The organism is Anaerococcus nagyae (genome assembly GCF_040364225.1).
GTDB lineage: Bacteria > Bacillota > Clostridia > Tissierellales > Peptoniphilaceae > Anaerococcus > Anaerococcus nagyae.
Genome location: NZ_AP031484.1, coordinates 1186858 through 1210875 on the forward strand (window position 1 = coordinate 1186858; position 24018 = coordinate 1210875).

At 31.0% G+C, this 24018-nt stretch carries 23 protein-coding genes; 4 read left to right on the forward strand and 19 right to left on the reverse strand.

Annotation, left to right across the window (positions count from 1 at the left end; genetic code table 11):
• Positions 1–3: 3 nt before the first annotated feature.
• Genes ABXG81_RS05820 through efp form a run of 6 tightly spaced genes read right to left on the reverse strand, consistent with a single transcriptional unit; the run spans position 4 to position 3457 of the window.
• Positions 4–831 carry a polyprenyl synthetase family protein gene (locus ABXG81_RS05820; protein WP_117521381.1) on the reverse strand — a complete coding sequence of 276 codons (828 nt, stop codon included), beginning with the start codon at positions 829–831 and terminating at the stop codon, positions 4–6.
• Positions 824–1009 carry an exodeoxyribonuclease VII small subunit gene (xseB, locus tag ABXG81_RS05825; RefSeq protein ID WP_117521379.1) on the reverse strand — a complete coding sequence of 62 codons (186 nt, stop codon included), beginning with the start codon at positions 1007–1009 and terminating at the stop codon, positions 824–826. The genes ABXG81_RS05820 and xseB overlap by 8 nt, the downstream gene beginning before the upstream one ends.
• Complete coding sequence (xseA, locus tag ABXG81_RS05830) at positions 1002–2189, reverse strand: exodeoxyribonuclease VII large subunit (RefSeq protein WP_181965120.1); 1188 nt, start codon at positions 2187–2189, stop codon at positions 1002–1004. Before xseA ends, xseB begins: the two co-directional genes overlap by 8 nt.
• Positions 2189–2563 (reverse strand): transcription antitermination factor NusB, encoded by a 375-nt coding sequence (gene nusB, locus ABXG81_RS05835; RefSeq protein WP_117521377.1) that lies wholly within the window; start codon positions 2561–2563, stop codon positions 2189–2191. Before nusB ends, xseA begins: the two co-directional genes overlap by 1 nt.
• Complete coding sequence (locus ABXG81_RS05840) at positions 2563–2889, reverse strand: Asp23/Gls24 family envelope stress response protein (protein WP_117521375.1); 327 nt, start codon at positions 2887–2889, stop codon at positions 2563–2565. Before ABXG81_RS05840 ends, nusB begins: the two co-directional genes overlap by 1 nt.
• Positions 2890–2899: 10 nt before the next feature.
• Positions 2900–3457 carry an elongation factor P gene (gene efp / locus ABXG81_RS05845; RefSeq protein ID WP_117521373.1) on the reverse strand — a complete coding sequence of 186 codons (558 nt, stop codon included), beginning with the start codon at positions 3455–3457 and terminating at the stop codon, positions 2900–2902.
• 125 nt (positions 3458–3582) lie between these two features.
• Here efp and ABXG81_RS05850 point away from each other — a divergent pair, with 125 nt between their 5' ends.
• Positions 3583–4740, forward strand: coding sequence for a nucleotidyltransferase family protein (locus tag ABXG81_RS05850; protein ID WP_353528508.1), 1158 nt, complete (start codon positions 3583–3585; stop codon positions 4738–4740).
• A 24-nt stretch (positions 4741–4764) separates the two neighbouring features.
• Here the strand turns inward: ABXG81_RS05850 and ABXG81_RS05855 are convergent, their stop codons facing one another.
• The 10 genes from ABXG81_RS05855 to ABXG81_RS05900 form a co-directional block, all read right to left on the reverse strand.
• Positions 4765–5250, reverse strand: a complete 486-nt coding sequence (locus tag ABXG81_RS05855) for an ATPase (protein ID WP_117521369.1) — start codon at positions 5248–5250, stop codon at positions 4765–4767.
• 12 nt (positions 5251–5262) lie between these two features.
• A complete protein-coding gene (gene coaD, locus ABXG81_RS05860; protein ID WP_117521366.1) occupies positions 5263–5745 on the reverse strand; it encodes a pantetheine-phosphate adenylyltransferase in 483 nt (160 codons plus the stop codon).
• The gene (gene rsmD / locus ABXG81_RS05865; RefSeq protein WP_353528509.1) at positions 5742–6284 is read right to left on the reverse strand and encodes a 16S rRNA (guanine(966)-N(2))-methyltransferase RsmD; all 543 of its coding nucleotides are present in this window, start codon (positions 6282–6284) and stop codon (positions 5742–5744) included. Before rsmD ends, coaD begins: the two co-directional genes overlap by 4 nt.
• On the reverse strand, positions 6284–8272 hold the full coding sequence (locus tag ABXG81_RS05870) for an ATP-dependent DNA helicase RecG (protein ID WP_353528510.1): 1989 nt from the start codon (positions 8270–8272) through the stop codon (positions 6284–6286). The genes rsmD and ABXG81_RS05870 overlap by 1 nt, the downstream gene beginning before the upstream one ends.
• Positions 8272–9846, reverse strand: coding sequence for a DAK2 domain-containing protein (locus tag ABXG81_RS05875; RefSeq protein ID WP_117521360.1), 1575 nt, complete (start codon positions 9844–9846; stop codon positions 8272–8274). Before ABXG81_RS05875 ends, ABXG81_RS05870 begins: the two co-directional genes overlap by 1 nt.
• A 6-nt stretch (positions 9847–9852) precedes the next feature.
• Positions 9853–10206 (reverse strand): Asp23/Gls24 family envelope stress response protein, encoded by a 354-nt coding sequence (locus tag ABXG81_RS05880; RefSeq protein WP_117521358.1) that lies wholly within the window; start codon positions 10204–10206, stop codon positions 9853–9855.
• A 128-nt stretch (positions 10207–10334) separates the two neighbouring features.
• The gene (gene nifJ / locus ABXG81_RS05885; RefSeq protein WP_353528512.1) at positions 10335–13874 is read right to left on the reverse strand and encodes a pyruvate:ferredoxin (flavodoxin) oxidoreductase; all 3540 of its coding nucleotides are present in this window, start codon (positions 13872–13874) and stop codon (positions 10335–10337) included.
• Positions 13875–14040: 166 nt separating this feature from the next.
• Positions 14041–15051, reverse strand: coding sequence for an HPr(Ser) kinase/phosphatase (gene hprK, locus ABXG81_RS05890; RefSeq protein WP_117521706.1), 1011 nt, complete (start codon positions 15049–15051; stop codon positions 14041–14043).
• Positions 15052–15090: 39 nt separating this feature from the next.
• Complete coding sequence (gene uvrC / locus ABXG81_RS05895; protein ID WP_353528513.1) at positions 15091–16941, reverse strand: excinuclease ABC subunit UvrC; 1851 nt, start codon at positions 16939–16941, stop codon at positions 15091–15093.
• The gene (locus ABXG81_RS05900; RefSeq protein ID WP_316115928.1) at positions 16938–18707 is read right to left on the reverse strand and encodes an aminopeptidase P family protein; all 1770 of its coding nucleotides are present in this window, start codon (positions 18705–18707) and stop codon (positions 16938–16940) included. Before ABXG81_RS05900 ends, uvrC begins: the two co-directional genes overlap by 4 nt.
• Before the next feature lie 205 nt (positions 18708–18912).
• On the opposite strand from ABXG81_RS05900, the gene ychF reads away from it, so the two are divergent.
• From ychF to ABXG81_RS05915, 3 genes are read left to right on the forward strand one after another with little or no spacing between them, the layout of a single operon-like run.
• Positions 18913–20010, forward strand: a complete 1098-nt coding sequence (gene ychF, locus ABXG81_RS05905) for a redox-regulated ATPase YchF (RefSeq protein WP_316115926.1) — start codon at positions 18913–18915, stop codon at positions 20008–20010.
• A 9-nt stretch (positions 20011–20019) separates the two neighbouring features.
• A complete protein-coding gene (locus tag ABXG81_RS05910; RefSeq protein WP_316115924.1) occupies positions 20020–20631 on the forward strand; it encodes a thymidine kinase in 612 nt (203 codons plus the stop codon).
• Positions 20632–20672: 41 nt separating this feature from the next.
• The gene (locus tag ABXG81_RS05915) at positions 20673–21686 is read left to right on the forward strand and encodes an ATP-grasp domain-containing protein (RefSeq protein ID WP_353528515.1); all 1014 of its coding nucleotides are present in this window, start codon (positions 20673–20675) and stop codon (positions 21684–21686) included.
• 101 nt (positions 21687–21787) lie between these two features.
• Here ABXG81_RS05915 and ABXG81_RS05920 read toward each other — a convergent pair whose 3' ends face one another.
• From ABXG81_RS05920 to ABXG81_RS05930, 3 genes are read right to left on the reverse strand one after another with little or no spacing between them, the layout of a single operon-like run.
• Complete coding sequence (locus ABXG81_RS05920) at positions 21788–22324, reverse strand: GNAT family N-acetyltransferase (RefSeq protein WP_353528517.1); 537 nt, start codon at positions 22322–22324, stop codon at positions 21788–21790.
• A 12-nt stretch (positions 22325–22336) separates the two neighbouring features.
• Positions 22337–23143: a type I methionyl aminopeptidase gene (map, locus tag ABXG81_RS05925; protein ID WP_117521342.1), complete on the reverse strand. Its 807-nt coding sequence runs from the start codon at positions 23141–23143 to the stop codon at positions 22337–22339.
• A gap of 40 nt (positions 23144–23183) precedes the next feature.
• Positions 23184–23981 carry a nitroreductase family protein gene (locus ABXG81_RS05930; RefSeq protein ID WP_288222819.1) on the reverse strand — a complete coding sequence of 266 codons (798 nt, stop codon included), beginning with the start codon at positions 23979–23981 and terminating at the stop codon, positions 23184–23186.
• Positions 23982–24018 lie beyond the last annotated feature (37 nt).

Consider the following 24018-nt stretch of genomic DNA (forward strand, 5'->3'; position numbering starts at 1 on the left):
TCCTCAATCTTCACGTACTGATAGATAATCTATTAGATATAAAAGAAAATCATTATCAGAAAATTCTTTTATAGTATTTTTTGCAAATAAGTTAATTTTATCTAAAAGTTCTCTAGCTTCATCATTATTCATAATATTTAGGATATTTAATTCATCTTTATAAGCATCTTCTAATAAATCATCCTGAATTTGATAGGCAAGTCCTAAATTATAAGCATAATCACAAAGTTTAACAATCTTTTCATCAGCTAAATTACATACAAGACCAGCACCTACTATAGAGGCCTTGAATAAATCAGCTGTTTTCTTATCATAAACATTTAATAAGTAAGACTTATCATAAATATTATCTCTTCTAAGATCTAGAACTTGTCCTTCTATCATTCCCTTATATCCAGTATGATCAAATAGATATTTACTTGCTTTTATGTATGAACTATCTTTTAGAGATAGCTCAAATAAAAGAGTTGAAGCCTCATTTAAAAGAGCATCCCCTGTTAAAATTCCTATGTCTTCACCAAACTTTATATGTAACGATGCTTTGCCACGCCTAACATTATCATCATCCATAGCTGGTAAATCATCATGTACTAAGGAATATGCATGGATCATCTCAAGACTTAGGGCAAATAATATATCATCACTAGTTGGACTTTTCCCTAACATTCTTAAAGTTTCTAAATATAAATTCGCTCTAATTCTTTTTCCAGAATCAAGAGCATAGACCAAAGGCTCATATAACCTATATGACTTATCAAAAGTTTGGCTAACTATAGAATCTATTAATTTTTTATTTTCTGCTAAAATTTCTTTAAATTCGGTACTATTCATTGCCTGTAATCACTTCAACTTTAGCTTTATACTCACCAAGTTGATCCTTAAGTTGTTTATAAAGTTCATTAGCTTGTTGATAAATTCTAATGCTCTCATCTAAATTATCTTTGTTTTCTTCAAGATCTTCTAAAAGCTCTTCCATTTTTTTATAATTATCTTCAAATGACTTATCCATCGCTAATAATAGCCTTTATCCTTCCATCGCTAAATTCTATTTCTACTAAATTACCAGTTTCAAGAGAATATTTGCTAAATATTTTATTTCCAGAAATATCCTTAATAATAATGCTCTTCTTTTTAGTTTCAATTAAGTTCTTAATGAGCTTCAATCTCTTTTCAGTAAAGTCAAGTTTAGTTTCCATATCTTTATAGTTAGATAACAAGATTTTGTCTAAGTTATTTTTAAGATTATCTATATCCCTAAGCTTATCATCTACTTTTAACTCTGGATTTAAAACCTTTATATTCTTTTCTATTGCATTTAATCTTAATTCATTTATATTAATTTGATTTCTTATAATATCTCTCATAGAATCAAGAATTTTTTCGCTTTCTTTTTCAATATTAGAATAGTTTGCAATTATATAAGAACCTGCTTCTGTAGGAGTTTGTAAAGATAAATCTGCTACTAAATCTAACAAAGTTGTATCTATCTTATGACCTATAGCTGAAATAACTGGAGTGTTTGCCTGATATACTGTTTCTATAATCTCCTTATTATTGAAAGCTCCTAAATCTTCACTAGATCCACCACCACGTGTTATAACTATTACATCTAATTTAAGATCGTCAAGTTTTTTTATAGCATCGACTATTAACTCAATTGACTGGCTACCTTGGACTTTTACAGCAGCTAATTTAATACTTATATCGTTTGGCTTTTGATTAATAACCGATAAAAAATCTACTATAGCAGCTCCGTCTTTTGATGTGATTAAACCTATCTTTTTAGGAAAAGTAGGTATTGCTTTCTTATTTTCAAAATCAAAATAGCCGCGCTCTTTAAAATCCTTTTTCATTTTAAGAAACTCAGCATACTCTTCTGATAAACCAACTTCTTCTATATTACTTGTTACAATAACAATTTTTGACGAGTAATTATTTAAAAATAAATTTCCTTTAACGATTACATCGATACCTTCGTTAAAAGAAAATTCTATATCCTTATCTTCATAGTAATAAATAACACAATCAATTACATCACTATCTTCTTTAAGGGAAAAATATAAGTGATTGTGACTATATCTAATATTTGCTAAACTTCCTTTAATATAAACCCTTGATAGTATTGGATCATGCTTAATATTTGTTTTGAAATATTCATTAAACTGTTTTACAGAAAGCGCTTTTATCATTAGGATCTTACAATCTTTCCTAAAACTGAATTTATCATCTGATAGTCTTTTTCATCTGAGTAAATTTTAGTTAATTCTACAGCTTCATTTATAGAAACAGATACTGGTATGTCCATATATCTCATCTCATTTATACTTAAAAACAATATTGCCTTTTCTACTCTTGATAATCGTTTATATCTATTATTCAAAGTATTTTTTAATGTTTCCTCTATAGCTTCGTAATTTTCATTATAGGAAATTATGGATTCCTTGATAAATTCTTCACCTGTTAAATCATGATTTTCAAGGGTCTTTTCAACATCTTCTATTCTGTTGATACTATCTTCATAGATTAATTTAAAGACCCATTCTCTTTGTTCACTTCTTTTCATTAGATCTCAATCTTTGGTATAGATACATTTACTCTAGCTACTTCTATTCCTGTCATAGATTCTATAACTCTAATAACATTTTCTTGGATATTTTTTACAGTTTTTCTAACATTTACATTTTTATCAAGATTAACTGTAAGGTCAATATGAAGTCTCCCATCATAATTATTAACTACAGCCTTTGGGCTATTAGCTTTCTGATTATGCTTATTTTGATCTGAATTTATACCATAAACTCCATTAACCTCTTCACTTGCTCTAATAGCAAGTTGGTCTAAGATGTCATTGGCAATTTTTACTTGACCATTTCTAAATGTATTAGCCATTAGTATCTCCTTAAACTCTGGATAAGTAATCTCCAGTTCTTGTATCAATTTTTATAGTGTCACCTTCATTAACAAACACTGGAACATTTATAACAGCCCCTGTTTCTACTGTTGCTGGTTTTGTTACATTAGTAGCTGTATCTCCTTTTATACCTGGTTCTGTTTCAGTAACTACTAGTTCTACAAAATTTGGTGCATCAACACTAAATGGTTTACCCTCGTAGAATTTGATTTGAACATTATCATTTTCTTTTACATATTTAATAGCCTCTTCTACTGCTTCATATTCAATGCCAATTTGTTCAAAACTTTCTGGGTCCATGAAATAATATAATTGACCATCATTGTATAAATATTGCATTTCTTTTGTAGATATTACAGCATTTTCAAATTTTTCATTAGGGTTAAATGTTACATCTTTTGTTCCACCACCCATAACTGATCTTATTTTTGCACGTACAAAAGCTGCACCCTTTCCTGGTTTAACGTGTTGGAAATCAATTACTTGATATACATCATTATCATATACAAAAGTAACACCTTTTCTTAAATCATTTGCAGATATCATAAATCCTCCTAAAGTTTTCTATTGATTATTATACCATAATATAAATTATAATAAAAATCATAATAATGGTAAAGAGAACTTTTTATAACCTTTAGAAAATAGAGCTTTTGGGGTATAAATTTATTATGAAAAAATTAGGAATTATCTCAGAATTCAATCCATTTCACAATGGTCATGAATATTTATTAGAAAAGTCAAAAGAAAAAACTAAGGCAGAAATCGCTATAAGTCTTATGAGTGGAGATTATGTTCAAAGAGGAGAAGCCGCTATAATTGATAAATTTAGTAGAGCGGATGCTGCCATGAAAGCAGGTTTTGATATGGTTGTAGAAATGCCTAATTATATTAGTTTGCAATCTGCAGAATATTTTGCTTTAGGATCTGTTAAAATTTTAAATAAATTAGATATAGATTATCTATGCTTTGGTATAGAAAATGAGGAGCCTGATGATTTTTTAAAAAAAGCTTATATATTAATTGATAAAAAAGATGAACTTGATGTTCTTACTAAAAAAAATTTAAATAATAGTTCATTTACAAAAGCACGTTATAATGCTACAGTTGAAATTTTAGGAGATAATAACTTTATAACATCAAATAATATCCTAGCTTTAGAATATATTAGAGCTATAGAAAAAATAAATTCAAAAGTTAAAGCTATTCCTATAAAAAGAATTTCGTCTGCTAACAAGGATATAAAATTAAATAACTCTAAGATCTCATCATCTACAGCTATAAGAAAATATATTTTTGATTCTTATAAAGACCATGTTCCTAGTTATTCCTATGAGTTAATTGAAAAAAGTAAAGAAATTTATGGTTTAGCAAATATGAATTATTATTACGATTTATTTAAATTTCTGATATTAATTGAACATAGACTCATGGATGATATTATAGGTTATGAAAATGGCATAGATAACTATTTAGAAAAAATAGCTATAAAAAACTGCTCTTTTAACAATTTTATTAAAGAAGCCACAACTAAAAGATATACTTCATCAAGGATAAAAAGATTAATGCTTAATTATATATTAGAAAATAAAATTTGCTTTAACAAATACGATCTTGATTTTTATAAAGTACTGGCTTTTAATAAAAAATCAGAATATATCCTAAAAAATGCAAAGGCAAAGGCCATCATCAGAAAGAAAGATTCTTACAATTTGTCTAAAACAGATAAAATAGTTTTCTCAAGAATGATAGATGCATCCAATCTATATAATTTGAGTACAGGACGTAATTTATATGAGGATTTCACAAAAAAAATAAGACGCTATTAGTATTTCTAAGAGCGTCTTTCAAAGTTATCTAGATTCAAGAATATTTCTTCTATTTTTTTCTAGCTGTTGAGCTAATTGACTGAAGTTTTCTGAAGATGATGAGAATAGTTTATCAATATATTCATAAGATTGTTGTCTAATCTTATTTGCTTCAGTAGCAGCTTCTTGTAAAATTCTATCAGCTTCTGTGCGAGCTTGTAAAGTAATTTCATGTTCTGAAATCATCTTTTGATATTGAACCTTAGCTTGTTCTTTGAAGTTTTGAATTTCTTTTTCAGCTTGTGCCAACCTTTGATCAGCTTCTGAGTTAGCTTCACCAATAATTCTATCTTTTTCTTGGTAAGTCCATTCCGCTTGTTTTATTTCTTGTGGTAAAGAATCTTTCATTTCGTTAAGAATTTCATAAATTTCATCTGGATCTACCGATACCTTTCTAGAAAATGGAACAGCACTAGCCTCATCCATAACATCTTCCATCTCATTTATTAATTCTGTTATTGTACTTGCCATTTGATTTCCCCCTTAGTAGTTGTATTTCTCTTTAATTTTATTTTCTACATTTTTACTTACAAAAGGTGATATCTCACCTTTAAAACTTGCTACTTCTTTGACACCACTTGAGCTTATGAACGAATAATTAGAATTAGCTAATAAAAATATTGTTTCAAGACCTTCATATAGACAAGCATTTATTCTAGCTATATTTTTTTCATATTCATAATCAGCTATAAGTCTAAGTCCTCTTGCTATTACTTTGCAATCTTCTTCTTTTGCAAAATTTACCAAAAGACCATCAAATGATTTTATTGTTACATGGGTTAGCTTATTTTCCTTAATCTCAACTCTAAGCATTTCTTCTCTTTCCTTAAGAGAAAACAAAGATTTTTTATCTTCATTTATGAGAATTGCTACTATAACTTCATCATACATACTATCCAACCTTTGAATAATATCAAGATGACCATAAGTTAGTGGATCAAAACTTCCTGGATATATTACTTTCATTTTATATAAATCTTAATTATCTTCCTTCCATATGTTTTTTCTTTATATAGATAAAAATCATATTTTTCACTAAAATTTAATTCTCTATCTGATTCTGTTATTACTATACCTTCCTCATTTAACAATTCATAATCTAATATGAGTCTAAGACTATGGTCTATGAAATCTTTATCATAAGGAGGATCTAAAAATACATAGTCGAATTTTATATCTTTATCTCTATAAGTCTCTAAGGCTAATTTATAATCAAGTTTGTTAAGTATGTAATTATCATCTTTAATTTTGGCAAGATTTGCCTTTAATACCCTAAAACTAGAATTATCTATTTCATTAAAGCATACAAGCTTTAAACCCCTAGATAAGAATTCTATACCAATTTGTCCACTGCCTGAAAAAAGATCTAAGGCAGTAGAATCTTTTTTTATTGGATATAGCATATCAAATATAGCTTCTTTTACTTTATTATCCGTAGGTCTAGTATTTTTATGTTTTGGGGCATCTAAATTAAAACCCTTATATTTTCCTGCAACAACTCTCATTAGTTTAATATTATCCTTCTATCATATGTGAAAAATTTTTCTATATAAGAGAAATTAACTCCCTTATAATCATTATCCTTAAGAAATTGAAAAATTTCAAAACTTTTTTCTATCTCTTCACTTGTCATTGACATATATTCTACTTGGTCTAAATTTTTACCATGTTGGATTGATGATAAAATCTTACCACCACCTCTAAGCTCAAAATCTTTTTTTGCTATCTCAAATCCATTGTCATTATTAACTAAAATATTAAGCTTAGCATCTTCTTTTATATTTTGGGCCACTAAATAGCAATAAGATTCGTAAGGTCCACGTCCTACTCTGCCTCTTAGCTGATGGAGAGATGATAAGCCAAAGTTATTTGCATTATATATAACCATGGTATTTGCATTAGCTACATCAATACCTACTTCAATAACAGTTGTTGAAATAAGTATGTCTACTCTTCCAGCACTAAAGTCCTTTAATGTTTTTTCTTTATCTGTAGCTTTCAAATTGCCGTGAAGCCTTTTTATATTTTTGTTTTTAAAACGTGTTTTATAACGTTTGTATAATTTTTCTACACTATTATCATCATCTGCATCTATATTATTAGAAACTATATATACTTGTCTACCACTGTCTAAATTAAAAGATATCTCATTAAATAATATTTCTTCTCTATTTTTAGCAATAACTTTTGTTACAATAGGTTTTCTACCCCTTGGTAGCTCATTTATTATAGATAAATCTAGTATTTGAGCAAGTCTTAGAGAAATAGTTCTTGGAATTGGAGTAGCAGTCATTGTTAGATAATTCACTGACTCTGCTTTAGCACCTAATGCCTGCCTTTGTCCGACTCCAAATCTGTGCTGCTCATCATTAACTACAAATCTCAAATCTTTAAAACTTACATCATCTTGAATAAGAGCGTGAGTGCCTATTACTATATCAATATCTCCCCTTGCTATACTCTTTTTAAGATCAGCTTTATCTTTAACTGACCCAGTAAGAAGAGCTGCTTTCAATCCAAATGACTCTATAAAAGCTAAATTTTTCTCAAATTGTTGATTTGCCAAAACTTCGGTAGGAACCATCATTGCTGATTGGTAACCGTTTAGACCAAATATTATCATAACAATTAAAGCTATTATCGTTTTCCCTGAACCTACATCTCCTATCAAGAGTCTATTCATGATTATTTCATCTGAAGCATCTTTTAGTATTTCATTTAAGGAAATAAACTGAGATCTTGTAAGTGTAAAGTCTAGCTTTGCTAGGATATTATCTAAATTGTAGTTTAATCTTAGTTCTTGTCTTCTTTGAAGCTTTTTATCTATAAAGTCAATATAAATTAATTCCCTTACAAAATCATTTATTTTAAGTTCTGATTTAGCCTTTATGAGGCTTTTTCTATCCTTTGGAAAATGAACTTCTTTTAAATTATCATACTTACTAGATTGAGAGAACTTCTCTAGCAATTCTTTGTCAAATATTTCTTCTTTGCTATCATAATTCTCTAAAGCTTTTTCTATAAAATCAGATATTTGTTTTTGATTTATACCAGATGTTAGGGAATATATTGCAATTATGTTTCCTATTATACTTTCATCTTTTTTACAAAAAATAGGATTAACCGCTTCATATACTTCCTTATTTTTATTAATCTTTGTATAGAATTTATAGGTATTTGACATAGACAGCTTTTGATGTGAAAATCTATCATTAAACCATAAAATTTTTATCTTTTGATTTGAGTCTTTTTCAAAAGCATAAAGATAAGTTATTATGCCATTTTTCGTTCGAACTTGATAAGACTTGCTGACTATTTCCCATTCAAAATAGTATTTAATATCAGGATTAGCTTTGCTAACTATCATCCTATGAGTTCTATCTTCAAAACTTGTTGGATAATAATTGTATAAGTCACTTACAGTATAAATACCTAGCTTATTAAGTAATTCTTCTTTTTTAGGTCCTATTCCCTTTAAGTCTATTAGTTTCATTATTCCAATGTGATTGTGTAATAATAAACTGGTTGACCACCATAAACTAGATCAACATCAATATCCTTATGTCTTTTACTAAGCTTTTTAACTACATCTTTAGCTTCCTTTTTATCTACTTCTTGTCCGTAGTAAACAGTGACTAAAGAAATAGCTCTATCTTCTTCTAAAGCTCTATCAACAATTTTTAAAACCGAATTTTCAATTTTGCTTTCAGATGCAATTATATTACCATCCAAAATACTAAGGTAGTCATCTTTTTTGATTTCTACACCTCCAACAGATGTATCTCTAATAGAAGTAGAAATCTCTCCAACATGGATATCCTCTATAGCTTCCTTCATGGATTCTGTATTTTCTTCAAGACTACTTTCATAATCAAATTCTAACATAGCAGCAAAAGTTTCTGGTATAGATCTTGTTTCAATAACTACTGCATTTTTATCTGTTAGTTCTGTTGCTTGCTTAGCACTCATGATTATATTTTTATTGTTAGGGAATATTATTATATTTTCAGCATTAACTTTTTCTAAAGAATTATAAATATCCTCAGTTGATGGATTCATTGTTTGACCACCTGAAATAATCTGATCGATATTCATACTTTTAAGTATTGCATCATATCCGTCGCCTCTGCTAACAGCTATAAATCCATACCTTTTAGCTTCTTGTTTTTTCTTTGCTTTTATAGAACTAAGGTCAGGTTTTAGATTTGTAAGCTCAGCATGAAGGATTACTCCATATTCTGTAAGCATTTGTATTAATCCGCTAATATTATCTGTTTTAAGTTTTGCCCTTAAAACTTCATCTTCAAATGACTCTTCAATATCATCAGCTATTGTATCAAGTGATTTTTTTACAGTTTTATAAGATTCATCAGTTGTAGCCAACTCAAAACTAAATTCATAAGCAAGATCTTTTTTATCTTCTTTAGTGGCTGGTATAATTTCTCCTAGCTTGATATCACTATTTAAGGCAGAAAAAGCACCTCTTAACAAGACTATTAATCCTTGTCCACCTGAATCTACTACACCCGCCTCTTTTAATACTGGCAATTGATTTGGTGTATTATCAAGAGCTTTTTGACCTGCACTAATAATTTCATATAAATATTGATCAAGTTCAATATCATTTTTGTATATTTCATTAGCTTTATCAGTCATTTTTTGACTAACTGTAAGTATAGTTCCTTCAGTAGGCTTCATAACAGCCTTATACGCAGTTTTATTAGCTATATTAAATATTTCAGGAATATCCGATAAATCTATAATACTTTTACCTTTAATAGCCTTTGATAAACCTCTTACTAATTGAGAAAGAATAACTCCTGAGTTACCGCGAGCGCCCATCAAAGTTCCTTGCGATAGAGCTTTTGCAATTTCATCAGCACTTGTACCATTTAACTGATTTACCTTATCAACACCTGATTTCATTGTCATGGTCATATTTGTGCCTGTATCGCCATCAGGAACTGGAAATACATTCAGTTCATTTACCATTTCTTTATTTTCATTTAACAATTCATAAGCTCCATGAATCATCTGTTGAAGCTTATTTGCATCGATTTGTCTCATAAACACCTACTTATTAATTCCTTGCACTAAAATATTCACATCTGATACCCTAACATATAAAGACTTCTCTAACTTATATTTCACATTGTCTATAATATTTTGGGCAACTACTGCTATTCTTACCCCATAAAGAATAAAAATAGAAATATTTATACTTAAAGTTCCATCATCATTTCTAATTATTTCTACACCCTTAGACATATTATCCAGTCTTAAGAGTTCATATATATCATCTTTTGTAGAACGAGATGCAAGGCCAACTACACCGTATGATTCCATAACAGTAGCTGCAACTATATTTGCAATCACTGAATCATCGATTGTGACTTTGCCATAATGGTTTACATATTTAATAGCCATATTTCCTCCCTATAGTAAAACTATATACTTTTATTAGTTTATTATACCATAAAGACTTTACTTTAGTCATAATAAATCTGGACATAAAAAAATCGCCAAAATCAATTGGCGATTTTTATTAAATATTCTTATTTTCCAGCAAGTCTCTTATATGTGTTATATCTCTCATTAGCAGCTTTTTCTGCCTCAGCATATAATTCATCTGCTGTTTCTGGGAATGATCTCTTAAGTGAAGAGTATCTTACCTCACCTTGTAAGAATTCTTGGAATGATTCTGTTGGTTCTTTGGAATCTAATTGGAATGGATTTTTGCCCTCGTCAGCAAGTCTTGGGTCAAATCTCCATAAGTGCCAGTAACCAGCTTCAACAGCTTGTTTTTCTCTAAATTGAGATTTACCCATACCAACTCTGATACCGTGGTTAATACATGGTGCGTATGCGATTATTAGAGATGGTCCATCATAGCTTTCAGCTTCTTTGATAGCTTTTAATGTTTGGTTTTGGTTAGCACCCATAGCAACTTGTGCTACATAGATATATCCATAAGATGTCATCATTAAACCAAGATCTTTTTTACGTACTTTCTTACCAGATGCAGCAAATTGTGCTACTGCTGATAATGGAGTAGATTTAGAACTTTGTCCACCTGTATTTGAATATACTTCTGTATCGAATACTAAGATATTGATGTTTTCACCACTTGCTAATACATGATCTACACCACCAAATCCGATATCATAGCTCCATCCGTCACCACCGAAGATCCACATAGATTTTTTGATCATGTAATCTTTAAGTGTAAGAATTTTCTTAACTAAATCAGAAGCTTCTTCATTATCAACTTTTTCATCTTGAAGATTTAAGATCTTAGCTGTAGCTTCTTTAGAAGCATTAACATCTTCTTTTCCTTCAATCCACATCTTGAATGCTTCATTATATGGAGATTCAATGTTAAGTTCTAAGAATTTGTTCATATAGTTTTCAAGTAGGTATTTATTTGATTCTGCTGCAAGTTTCATACCGTATCCGTATTCAGCTGCATCTTCAAATAATGAGTTACCCCAAGCTGGACCCTTACCTGATTGAAGGTTCTTTGTATATGACATAGCTGGTGCACTTGCTCCCCAAATTGATGAACAACCTGTAGCATTTGCAATATACATTCTGTCACCGAATAATTGAGTTACTAATTTAGCATATGGTGTTTCACCACATCCTGCACAAGCACCTGAGAATTGAAGTAATGGTTGTTTGAATTGGCTTCCTTTAAGGTTTTTATCATCCATTACATCTTCTTTGTATCCAACTTCTTCATGAGCATATGCCCAATTTTCTTTTTGTTCTTCAACTTGATCTTCAAAAGGTTTCATGATAAGAGCTTTATTTGGAGCTGGACAGATGTCAGCACAGTTTCCACAACCAGTACAGTCTAATGGAGAAACTTGAATTCTAAATTCATATTCATCCATACCCTTGCCGATAGCTTTTTTAGTATTGAAGTTTTCTGGAGCGTTAGCTTTTTCGTCTTCAGTTACTAAGAATGGTCTAATTACAGCGTGTGGACAAACAAATGAACATTGGTTACATTGGATGCAGTTATCCATTTGCCATTCTGGTACATTAAGAGCTATACCACGTTTTTCATATTCTGTTGTACCTGATGGGAATTCACCATTTTCAAGATCAAGATCTGTGAAAGCTGATACTGGAATATCATCTTCTTTTTGTTCTATCATTGGTCTTAAAATATTTTTAACAAATTCAGAAACTTCTCCGTTTTCTTCTTTTGCTTCGTCTTGCGCATTAGCCCATTCAGCAGGTATTTCTATTTTCTTAGCTGCAGTAAGTCCTGCATCTACAGCTGAATAATTCATGTTTACAATGTCATCACCTTTGTGACCATATGATTTAACGATAGAGTCTTTTAAGTATCCTACTGCATCATCAATTGGAAGTACTTGTGAAAGGTTGAAGAAAGCTGCTTGCATAATCATGTTTGTTCTTGAACCAAGTCCTAAATCTTGAGCAATATGTGATGCGTCAATAATGTAGAAATTGATATCATGTTCAGCCATATATCTTTTCATATTAGCTGGAATGTGTTGGTCTAATTCGTCTTCACTCCATACGCAGTTAAGTAAGAATGTACCACCATCTTTAAGTCCTGCTAATAAGTCATATTGATTAACGTATGCTTGTTTAGAACATGACATAAAATCAGCTTCATCTAGTAAGTATGTTGATCTGATTGGATCTTTACCAAATCTTAAGTGAGATACTGTTAAACCACCTGATTTTTTAGAGTCATAATCAAAGTATCCTTGAGCATACATGTCTGTATTATCACCAATGATTTTGATAGCTTGTTTATTAGCACCAACAGTACCGTCAGATCCGAATCCCCAGAACTTACATCTTGTTGTTCCTTCTTGACGTACTTTGAAATCATCTCTTTCCAAAGATGTATTTGTAACATCATCGTTAATAGCAAGTGTGAATCCTTCTTTAGTATCAGCTTTTGCTAAATTATCAAATACTGCTTTAACGTCAGCTGGAATTGTGTCCTTACCAGCAAGTCCGTAAACACCACTAAAGATTTCTGGAGCATTTTCTTGTCTGTAGAATGCTGATTTAACGTCTAAGTGTAGAGGTTGTCCTTCAGCACCTTTTTCTTTTGTTCTATCAAGAACAGCTATTTTCTTAACTGATTGAGGAATAGCTTTTAATAAATGTTCAGTTGAGAATGGTCTATATAAGTGAACTTCTACTAAACCTACTTTTTGTCCTTCTTCTAATAAAACATCAATTGTTTCACGAGCTGCTTGGCAGAATGAACCCATAGCTACTATGATATTTTCTGCATCATCAGCACCGTAGTAGTTGAATAATTCATAATTTGTACCAATTAAATCATTGATTTGGTGCATATAATCTTCAACTATACCAATCATATCTGTATAAGCTGGGTTAGAAGCAACATATCTTTGGAAATAAGTATTCTTTTCTGCTGTACCCATGTGTTTTGGTCTTTCTGGATTTAATGAATTATTTTTGAATTCATCAACAGCATCATAGTCTACTAAATCTTTAAGTGTGTCATAATCCCAAACTTCGATTTTTTGAATTTCGTGACTTGTTCTAAACCCATCGAAGAAGTTAATGAATGGAAGACGTCCCTTTATAGCTGCTAAGTGAGCTACTGGAGATAAGTCCATTACTTCTTGAACAGAGTTTGAGCAAAGCATAGCACAACCTGTTTGTCTAGCTGCCATAACGTCTGAGTGGTCGCCATAGATAGAAAGTGATTGAGTAGCTACAGTTCTTGCTGCAACATGGAATACACCTGGTAATCTTTCACCAGCGACTTTATACATATTAGGTATCATTAATAATAATCCTTGGCTGGCTGTATATGTAGTAGTAAGTGCTCCTGCTGCAAGTGAACCGTGAACAGCTGCTGCTGCACCTGCTTCAGATTGTAGCTCTTTTACCATTACTTCTCTATCAAAAACATTTTTACGTCCATTTGATGACCAAACATCAACAGACTCTGGCATTGGTGAAGATGGTGTGATTGGGTAAATAGTTGCAACATCAGTAAATGCATATGATACGTGAGCTGCAGCTGTATTACCGTCCATAGTCTTCATTGCTCTAGTAATTGTCATTTAGACCTCCTAAAATAATTATAAGTAATTATCGTTAACACTAATTTAAGTATAATGAAGATTTATAAGAAAGTCAAGGGTAGTTGTTAAAATATATATTATTTCTTAAAAAAGAGAATTTTTATAAAAGTAACGATTGTTAAATTACAAATAAAAAAACAATGACCTATTCGAAGTCATCGCTTTTCTCTACTAATTCTTTGTGAAATATATTATTTGTCATAGCACGAGCCGCATTATAGCCGAAGTTTTTCTCTCTTTGATTCATAGCTGCAACTTCGACAATCATAGCTAAATTTCTTCCAGCCCTTACAGGCACTACTATGTGTGGAACTTTTACATCTAATAATTCTATATAATGATCATCAAGTCCTAATCTATCGTACTCAAAGTCTGATTTCCATTGTTCTAGCTCTATTACAAGTTCAATTTGACTAGTATGTTTTACAGAACCTGTCCCATATAATCTTCTAACATTTACTATACCTAAACCTCTTATTTCCATATAGTGTCTGATATTATCTGGCGCTGTACCCATTAGTTTATTATCCATAGCCATAATGTCTACCATGTCATCAGCTACTAGTCTATGTCCTCTATTTACAAGATCTAATGCTGTTTCACTTTTACCAACTGATGATTTCCCCATAATGAGAACACCTATACCAAAAACTTCAAGAAGCTCTCCGTGAACATTGCTTCTTGGGGCCAATTGATATTCAAGTTCATAAGATATACCAGATATAAGTTTAGTAGTTTTTTCTGGTGATCTTAGAAGAGTCTTATCATAATAATCTGCTAGGTCTAAAATATCTTGATTTAATTCTGCATTATAAGAGAATATAACGGCTGGGATATTATAAGATAATATCCCTCTAAATCTCTCATATTGAAGCTTACTATCAAGTCCTGTTAGATAAGTATATTCTACAGATCCAATAATTTGTAATCTTAAATACGGAAAATCTTCTAGGTAGCCAGCCAATTGCAGACCAGGTCTATTTACATCAGCACTGGATAAGGTAATGTCATAATAATTGCTGGATTGATGGACAATTTCAAGACCTAAATTTTCTACTACTGTGTGTAACTTGATCTCTTTGTTGGTTTCGCCTCTTAAAACCTCTTTTTGAATAACATCACTCTTTACTTCGCTTTCTGTAACGCCATCATCCATTATTTCCTGATTTTTATTTTTATCGTCCATAAATTCTCCTTATCCTTTTAGTCTAAAATATTTATATATTTCTAAGGCTTGTGATTTTCCGACTAGGGGAACTTCCATTAGCTCTTCTACACTAGCTTTCTTAATATTTGTAATAGTTTTAAAATGCTTATAAAGATTTATTCTAGTTTTTTCTCCAACACCTTTTATATTATCAAGCTCTGATTTTTGCATTGTCTTCTGCATTAATTTTCTATGATAATTTATGGCGAATCTATGGGCTTCTTCTTGAATTTCATAGATCAACTTATAAACCGGATCGCGCCTATTTATAGGTATTTCACAACCTTGATAAATTATTGCACGGGTAGTATGCTTATCGTCTTTAACAAGACCTGCTATTTCAATATTTAAATTAAACTCTTTTAATATTTCTTTTGCTGAAGATACTTGTCCCTTGCCACCATCCATAAGGATAAGATCTGGAAGTTTGCCAAAGCCTGTAAGGATATTTCCTGCTTCTTTTTCCTTAAGGCCATTTTTTAATCTACGAGTTAATACTTCTTTTAGAGATCCGTAATCATTTGGTCCTTCTATAGTTTTTATCTTAAACTTCCTATATTCTTTTGGATTTGGATGTCCATCTTCAAATACTACCATAGAGCCTACTGACTGAACTCCAGATGTATTAGATATATCATAAGCTTCTATCCTATTTATCTTAGATATATTTAAAATCTCTTTTAATTGATTTATACCAGCAGACTTTTTTCGATTCTTCTTTTCTATGCGTTTTTCATATTTTATTCGCATATCATTGGCATTAGTTAAAGCCATATTTACTAAATCTTTCTTTCGACCAAGTTTTGTCTGATGAATAGTAACCTTAGTACCTCGTTTTTGATTTAAAAACTCATTTATGGTTCCTATATCTTCTGGCATAATTTCTAGTAGTACTTCTTTTGGAACATACATTATATCAAGATAAAACTGTTTAATAAAAGAGCCTATTATATCCTTATCAGTTTCTACAAAATCATTTTTGATAATAAAATGTTGGCGATCTACAATTTTTCCTTCTCTCATGAAAAATACTTGCATGACTATGACGCTAGTGCCTTTGCTCATAGCTATGATATCCATATCATCACCACCGGTTTCTGTAACTTTTTGACGTTCAGAAATAGTGGATAGTGCTCTATAATAGTCTCTATATTTAGAGGCCATCTCAAAATTAAGCTCACTACTTGCTTGATTCATCTTATCTAGCACCCAGTCTGGAATCTTATCTGACTTATTTTCTAAAAATAATTTAACATCCTCTATATTCTCCATATATCTTTGCTCATCTTCTTTTTTAATACATGGTGCATTACATTTTTTTATGAAATAATTTAAGCAAGGTCTATCTAGGGTTGCTCCCTTATCAAAGTCTAGATTGCAAGTTCTAAACTGATAGTATAAGTGAAACAAATCTATAGAATCGTTTACTGCATAGGCATCTGGATAAGGTCCAAAATAAAGGGCCTTATCATTATAAACTTGTCTTACCTTTAATATTCTCGGATATTTTTCATTAGTTATTTTTATATAAGGATATTGCTTATCATCTCTAAGTACGATATTGTATTTAGGCCTATTTTTCTTAATAAGATTAGATTCTAGAACTAAAGCCTCGACTTCATTTTCTACTATTATATATTCAAAATGATCAATATGGGAAACCATGGCAAGAACCTTGGCTCCCTTGTTTTTGTTATTATCAAAATACTGGCGGACTCTTTTTTTTAAATTAATAGCCTTTCCTACATATATAATCTCATCGCTAGCATTTCTCATTATATAAACGCCAGGTAAATCTGGTAGTTCTTTTAGTTTGTCCTTTACTTCTTGAGTGGTCAAATTTCTTTACAACTCTCTTTCAAATATTCTAAATCTGAGCCTTCTAAGTGTGGTGCTAAAAGTTGTTCACATTTAGCATTGTAATCATTTATCCAGTCTATTTCTTCCAAAGTTAACATTTCTGTTTTTATTGGTCTAGTATCTATTGGAACATATGTTAAGTTCTCAAACTCTAAAAACTTGCCAAATTCGTTATCAAAAGCATGACGAACAAAAGTTTCACTTTCTATTCTTATACCATGACTACCTGCTATATAAAGTCCAGGCTCATTAGATGTCATCATCCCCTCTATAAATTCAACATCACTTGTAGCTGAAATTCTTTGTGGCCCTTCATGAACTGTTAGTAAATAGCCTACGCCATGACCTGTACCATGAAAGAAATCTTTGCCCGCTTTCCATAATGGGTATTTAGCAATTGCATCTAATCTTTGGCCCGTAGTTTTATTTTTAAACTTAGCTAAAAATAAGGAGATATGAGATTTTAAAACTAAAGTATAGTCAGTTTTTTCATCTTCAGTAAGTCTGCCTAAAGCAAGAGTACGAGTAATATCTGTAGTGCCTTCTTTATAATGTGCTCCTGAATCAATTAAGATAAGCCCTTCATTTTCAATTGTTTTTGAGCCTACATTAGATGGTGCATAGTGAACAATTGCCGCATTATCCTTATAACCTATGATTGATTCAAAGGATTCTTCTACAAAGCTTTTGTTCTCTGCTCTAAGCTCATGAAGTTTTTTGCTAGCTACATACTCATTCAAGGTTCCTGTAGTAGATCCTATTTCTAACCAGTTAAAGAATTTTACTAGGCTAACGCCATCTATAATATAAGCTTTCTTAGTATTTTCTATTTCTTTATCATTTTTGACAGCTTTCATATTTGTTGTGATATTTCTATCTGTAGAAATTTTTACATTTGCATTTATAGAATCATAAATTGCTACATTTGTTCTTTCTGGATCTAAGAATATCCTATTTTTGCCAGGTATATCTTTTAATAATGTAAAGATATATTCATATGAATGCACTTTTATATTATTTTCTGATAAATAATCTTTCACTTCTCCATCTAGTTTTGCTTGATCAATACATAAATGAGCTTGATCATGAGAAATTAGCATATAAGATAACACTACTGGATTGTAGTCGATATCATTCGCTCTTATATTAAGAGTCCAACAAATATCTTCAACTGCACCTATAAAATAATAATCATAAGCATTTTTTGCCATTTCCTCGCGTATGCGACTAAGTTTAGAAGATGTAGATTCACCTGCATATTCTTCACCTAAAATCCAAACTTTATCATCTCTTAAGGATGGTCTATCAGTCCATAAAGTTGAAATATAGTCAACATCTGAAACAAGAGTTCTAGATCCCATAGACTCACTTAAACTTTTATACTCTTTTACTGAAAATAAATTGCCATTAAATGCAATTTTGCCAAATTCACTAACACTTTGATCTAGGTATTCTTCTATGGTAGGATAGTCATCCTCACCCATTTTCATAAGTTCAAATTCCGAATGAGCTAATTCTTTTTCAGCTTGTAAGAAATATCTAGAATCCGTCCAAAGTTTAGCTTCATTCATAGTAATTACAGCAGTACCAGCAGAACCAGTAAATCCAGAAATAAATTCTCTTTCTTTGTAATGATCTGCCAAATATTCTGATTGATGTGGATCTGATGTTGGTATTATGTAGGCATCAATTTTTCTATCCGCCATTAAATTTCTTAAATCTTCAAGTCTTTGATTAATATTCATTTAAACTCCTTAAGTCTATATAACTATAAAAAGCGCTGAGGAAAATCTCCTTGATTCCTAGATTTTACAACAGCTCATTTACTTATTTACTATAACTATACCTATTTATAAAGTATTTTTGTAGCGTATCTAATGATTGATTTTTACTTCAAATCAATTATAATTAATACAGTTATGTAAAATTTTTAAAGGGGTGAGTATTTAGATGAAACTTGGAATAGTAGGTTTGCCAAACGTTGGTAAATCAACATTATTTAATGCAATAACAAAAGCTGGTGCACTTATTGCCAATTATCCATTTGCGACAATCGATCCAAATGTCGGCCTTGTAAATGTCCCAGATGAACGACTAAACGTATTGGCGAAAATGAGTGAATCAAAAAAAATAGTTCCAGCTGTAATTGAATTTTATGATATAGCTGGTCTTGTAAGGGGGGCTTCAAAGGGTGAAGGACTAGGCAATCAATTCTTATCAAATATTAGAGAAACAGATGCTATAGTAGAAGTTTTAAGATGTTTTGATGATCCTAATGTTACCCATGTTGATGGATCAGTCGATCCAATTCGTGATATTGAGACCATCAACCTTGAGCTTATATTTGCAGATCTTGAAATGATTGATAAGGTCTTAGAAAAACGAAGAAAAGTTGCTCGTAATGACAAGGATGTAGCCAAAGAAGTTGCAGTTTTAGATAAAGTCAAAACAGTACTTGAAGAAGGAAAATCTGCTAGAATCCTAAAATTAAATAACGAAGAGAAAAAACTCCTACGTTCTTATCAACTACTTTCAACAAAACCAATAATTTATGTATGCAATGTAAATGAGGAAGATGCCGCTAATAATGGTGAAACTAACCAATATGTTAAGACTGTTCGAGACTTTGCAGCTAGTGAAAATGCAGAAGTATCAATAGTATCTGCAAAAATTGAACAAGAAATCTCAGAACTTGAATCAAATGAAGAAAAGAAAGATTTTTTAGAGATGTTAGGTCTTGATGAATCTGGCACCGACAAAGTAATAAAAGATTCCTATAAAACGCTAAATCTAATTTCTTTTTTAACTACAGGAGAAATGGAAACCCGTGCTTGGACAATCACAGATGGCACTAGAGCCGTAGATGCAGCAGGTAAAATTCACACTGATATATCTCGTGGTTTTATAAAAGCTGAAATCGTATCGTATGAAGACCTCGTAGAATCTGGATCTATAAATGGTGCGCGCGAAAAAGGACTCCTTCGTATGGAAGGTAAAGACTATATCATGAAAGATGGCGATGTAGTTAATTTTAGATTTAATGTATAAGGGTATATAATGAAAAAGCAAGGAAGACTAATAGTCCATACAGGCTCCATGTTTTCAGGCAAAACAACATCCCTATGGCGCGAGCTATATAGGATGAAGATTGCAAATTATAAGATTGCTGCCTTTAAACCAGCAGTTGATAATAGAGATGATGAGAAAAAAATAGTATCGCACGATAATCTAGAATTGGATGCTATAAAAGTTGCTGATTTAAATGCGGTACGAGACTATGCTAATAAAAATGAATTAGATGCTATTGGAATAGATGAACTCCAATTTTTCCCAAATGATCCAACAGAAGTAATAGATATATTTAATGAACTTATGAAAAGTAATATAACAATTGTAGTATCAGGCCTTGATATGGATTATAAAACCAGACCATTTGAAATAATAAAGGAGATAATGCCTATAGCAGATGAACTTATAAAGCACCATGCAATTTGTGCAAATTGCGGTGAGGACGCTTGGGCTTCATATAGGAAGTCTACAGATGAATCTAGAATCCAAATAGGTTCTAAAGATAAGTACGAACCTTTATGTAGACAATGCTATAATCAAAAAATGAGCGAAAGAGAAAAAACCAAAAATCAAATTTCACTAGAGGGCTTAGATAACTAGTCCTCTATATTTTAAAAAATAAAATAAATAAGGATGATAAAATGAAAGTTGCTTTAGTTTACGCAGAATACCAAAATATGACAGAAGAAATAAGTAAAGTAAACCCAAGTGCAGATATTACCATGAAAAATATGTTAATGTCAATAACAGAAGCCTTAGAATCCAATAATCACGAAGTTTTCCCAATAGCTGCCAATATAGATATGATGAGAAATATTACGGAGATTGAAGATTTGGATGTGATTTTCATTCATTACGATCCTCTAGAAAATCTTAAGCTTCAAGGAAACGTTTTTGCTTCCATAGAATTGCTTGGCATACCTTTTGTAGGAAGTGGGATGCTTGCCCAAGCCATTTCCTTATCAAAGAAAACTTCAAGTATGATCTTACAATCTCAAGGACTTCCAGTTGTAAAATCACAAGCTTTGTATACCAGAAATGAAGAAATAAATAAAGAACTTTTGAAATCTTTCCCACTTTTTGTAAAACCAGAAGCAGAAGCAGTTTCTGTAGGGATCAATAGAGATTCTTATGTTGAGGATGAAAAATCTTTAAAAAATACTTTAAACAGGATATTCGATGAAGTAAACCCTCCAATAATAGTTGAAGAATTCCTACCTGGTAGGGAGTTTACTGTAGGTATCTTAGATAATATGGGGGATATAAGAGCCTTAGAAATCACTGAAATGACTTTTAAAGAAGAAAACAAAGCAAACTTTAGGACTAAAGATGCAGTTAAAAATAAGTGGACCATAAGAACTACTCCAGCAAATATTGATAAAAATTTAGAAAAAGAAATAAAAGACCTTGCTATAAAATCATTTAACGCTCTAAATTGTGAAACATATGCTAGGGTGGATATAAGGCTTAATAAAGAAGGTCATCCTTACATAATGGAAGTAAACACTATGCCAGGACTTTCTAAAGGCTTATCACCTTATGTTCTTGAAGCAGAAGCATCAGGAATGAGCTATGATAAATTAATGGACATTTTAGTAAAATCTACCTATGATAAGGGTGTAGCTATGAAAAAACTTGGAAGAGGTAAATTCTAATTATTAAATTAAAAAAGATCTTAAGAAATAAATAAACTGACCAAGTAAGTTAATACTAAGATTAACTTCTAAAAATCAGTCCTTAACTTCTTAGGATCTTTTTAAATACTAATCAACTTTATATTTTCGTCTATAAATTCTTTATCAAAAATATTATTATAGGTGTCAAAGTAATCATTTATACCTGCATCTTTAGTAGTAGACATTAGCTCCATTTCGATACCAAAGTAGTCTACTTTATCTTCCAAAACTTTAAAACCATTTCTAATATAAAAAGCTTTTCTTCTATTTCTTAAATGATAATCATCAGAATCTTTTAGATCTGTACTTTCTATTTCTATCATCAAGTCCTTATAAGTATTTTTTAATAAGTTCAATGACTTGCTACCTAATCCTTTAGATCTTAAGTCAGGTTCTATAGCAAAATAGGATAAAAGATGGACATTATCACTAAAATAAATCACAGCAAATCCAATATCTCTATTATCATCGCTTATATTAACTATATCTATTAATCCATCTTCTTTTAAGCTATATAAATCAGCTAGATCTATTCTCTCATCTTCTGGGAAAGATTTTATATAAAGAGTTTCGAAATATTGTTTTCCCGAAGCCTTACTGATATCTAATAAATCCAAAATATCTCCTAATTAGAATTTATAATTTTCTATGAACTCTATATCATCTTCAGTTAATGCATATTTACTTTGATCTGTTATAATCTCTGGCCCATCTTCATGAATTATAAGTTGATGTTCAAATTGTGCACAAGTTGATCCATCCTGAGTGCGAGCTACCCAACCATTGTCATCGAGTTTCATTGGCCACTTACCGCTTGCAATCATTGGCTCAATTGTAAATACCATTCCTGCTTGTATACGTTGTCCGTGATTAGCTTTTCCATAATGAGGCACCTGTGGATCCTCATGCATTTCTTTACCTATACCATGACCTATAAAATCACGAATAACAGAAAAGTTATTTTCCACTTCTGCATACTCTTGGATAGCATGACCTATATCACCAATTCTATTGCCTGGCACTGCTTGATCAATTGATTTATTTAATGATTCTAAAGTAACATCCATAAGTTTTTGATCGCGATCTGATAATTCTCCTATGGCATATGACCAGCAAGAATCAGCAAGTCCCCCATTGTATTCAATAACATTATCAATCGATACAAGATCACCTTCTTTTAGGACATAATCTCCTGGAAAACCATGGCAAATCTCATCATTAACTGATATACAAAGTGTATAAGGAAATCCTCCATAGCCTAACTGTGCTGGGATAGCCCCTTTATGATCAACTATAAATCTATTAGCAAAATCATCTAATTGCTTGGTAGTTATTCCAGCTCTTATTACTTTTTTAATAGCTAAATGAGTTTGACATAGTATTTCAGCTGCCTGTCTCATCTTTTCAAAATCTTTTTCTGTATATAATCTTATCATTGTAACCTCTCAACTAAAAAAGGCGCATAAGCGCCTATGTTTACATCTTTGTCATACCGATATATGTGTATTTATCTGAACCAATCTTTGGTTCAACTTCAAATCCTAATGGCATTGCATAAGCCTTGCTTAATTCATCTATATAATACATCATTATACCTGCATCTATTAAATTTACATCTCCCTTATAGTCCTCTATATAAAGAGATAATTCATCATCTACTATTAGAAATCTCCAAGGTTGAGCATTATTAGTGGATGGTGCAAATTTTGCATAATTGAATATTTCGTTTAATCCTCTTTGTTCAAGGTCTTCATCAGTAGCTGGTGTATCAAAATCGCCTAAAAATACTAAATCTTCTGTAGCACCTCTATCGATGTAGGAATGTTCACGTCTTTCATCATCTAAAGGATATCCAACTGCTAGAAGTATATTTATATCACCTTCTGAATAGTTAAAGGCATTTTGTTTTACAACTTCATCAACTTCACTTACTGTTATCCAGCAAGTACCAAGACCTAGTTTATGAAGTTTTGTGATAATTTCTTCTACTCCATAAGCACCTTTTACGATTGTAGCAGGATCGTTATTACGAGCATCAAGCGCTATATAAGCTGGAGCCTTGATCATTACACCTCTATAACCTGCAACTCCATTTAGAGCCTTATATACTGATTCTCCATCTGTATTTAGTAGAAATGCTAGATTTTCCCTACCTAATTTTTCTGCTTCATCATTTACAATTTCATAAACTTTTTTAGCAATAGCTTCATCTAATTTTTCGTCTTTATAGTCTCTAGTAGAAGTTCTAAACTTCAATAGGTTTTTTGTATCCATTGTTACCCCCGTATATGTATTCTATAAACATCATACC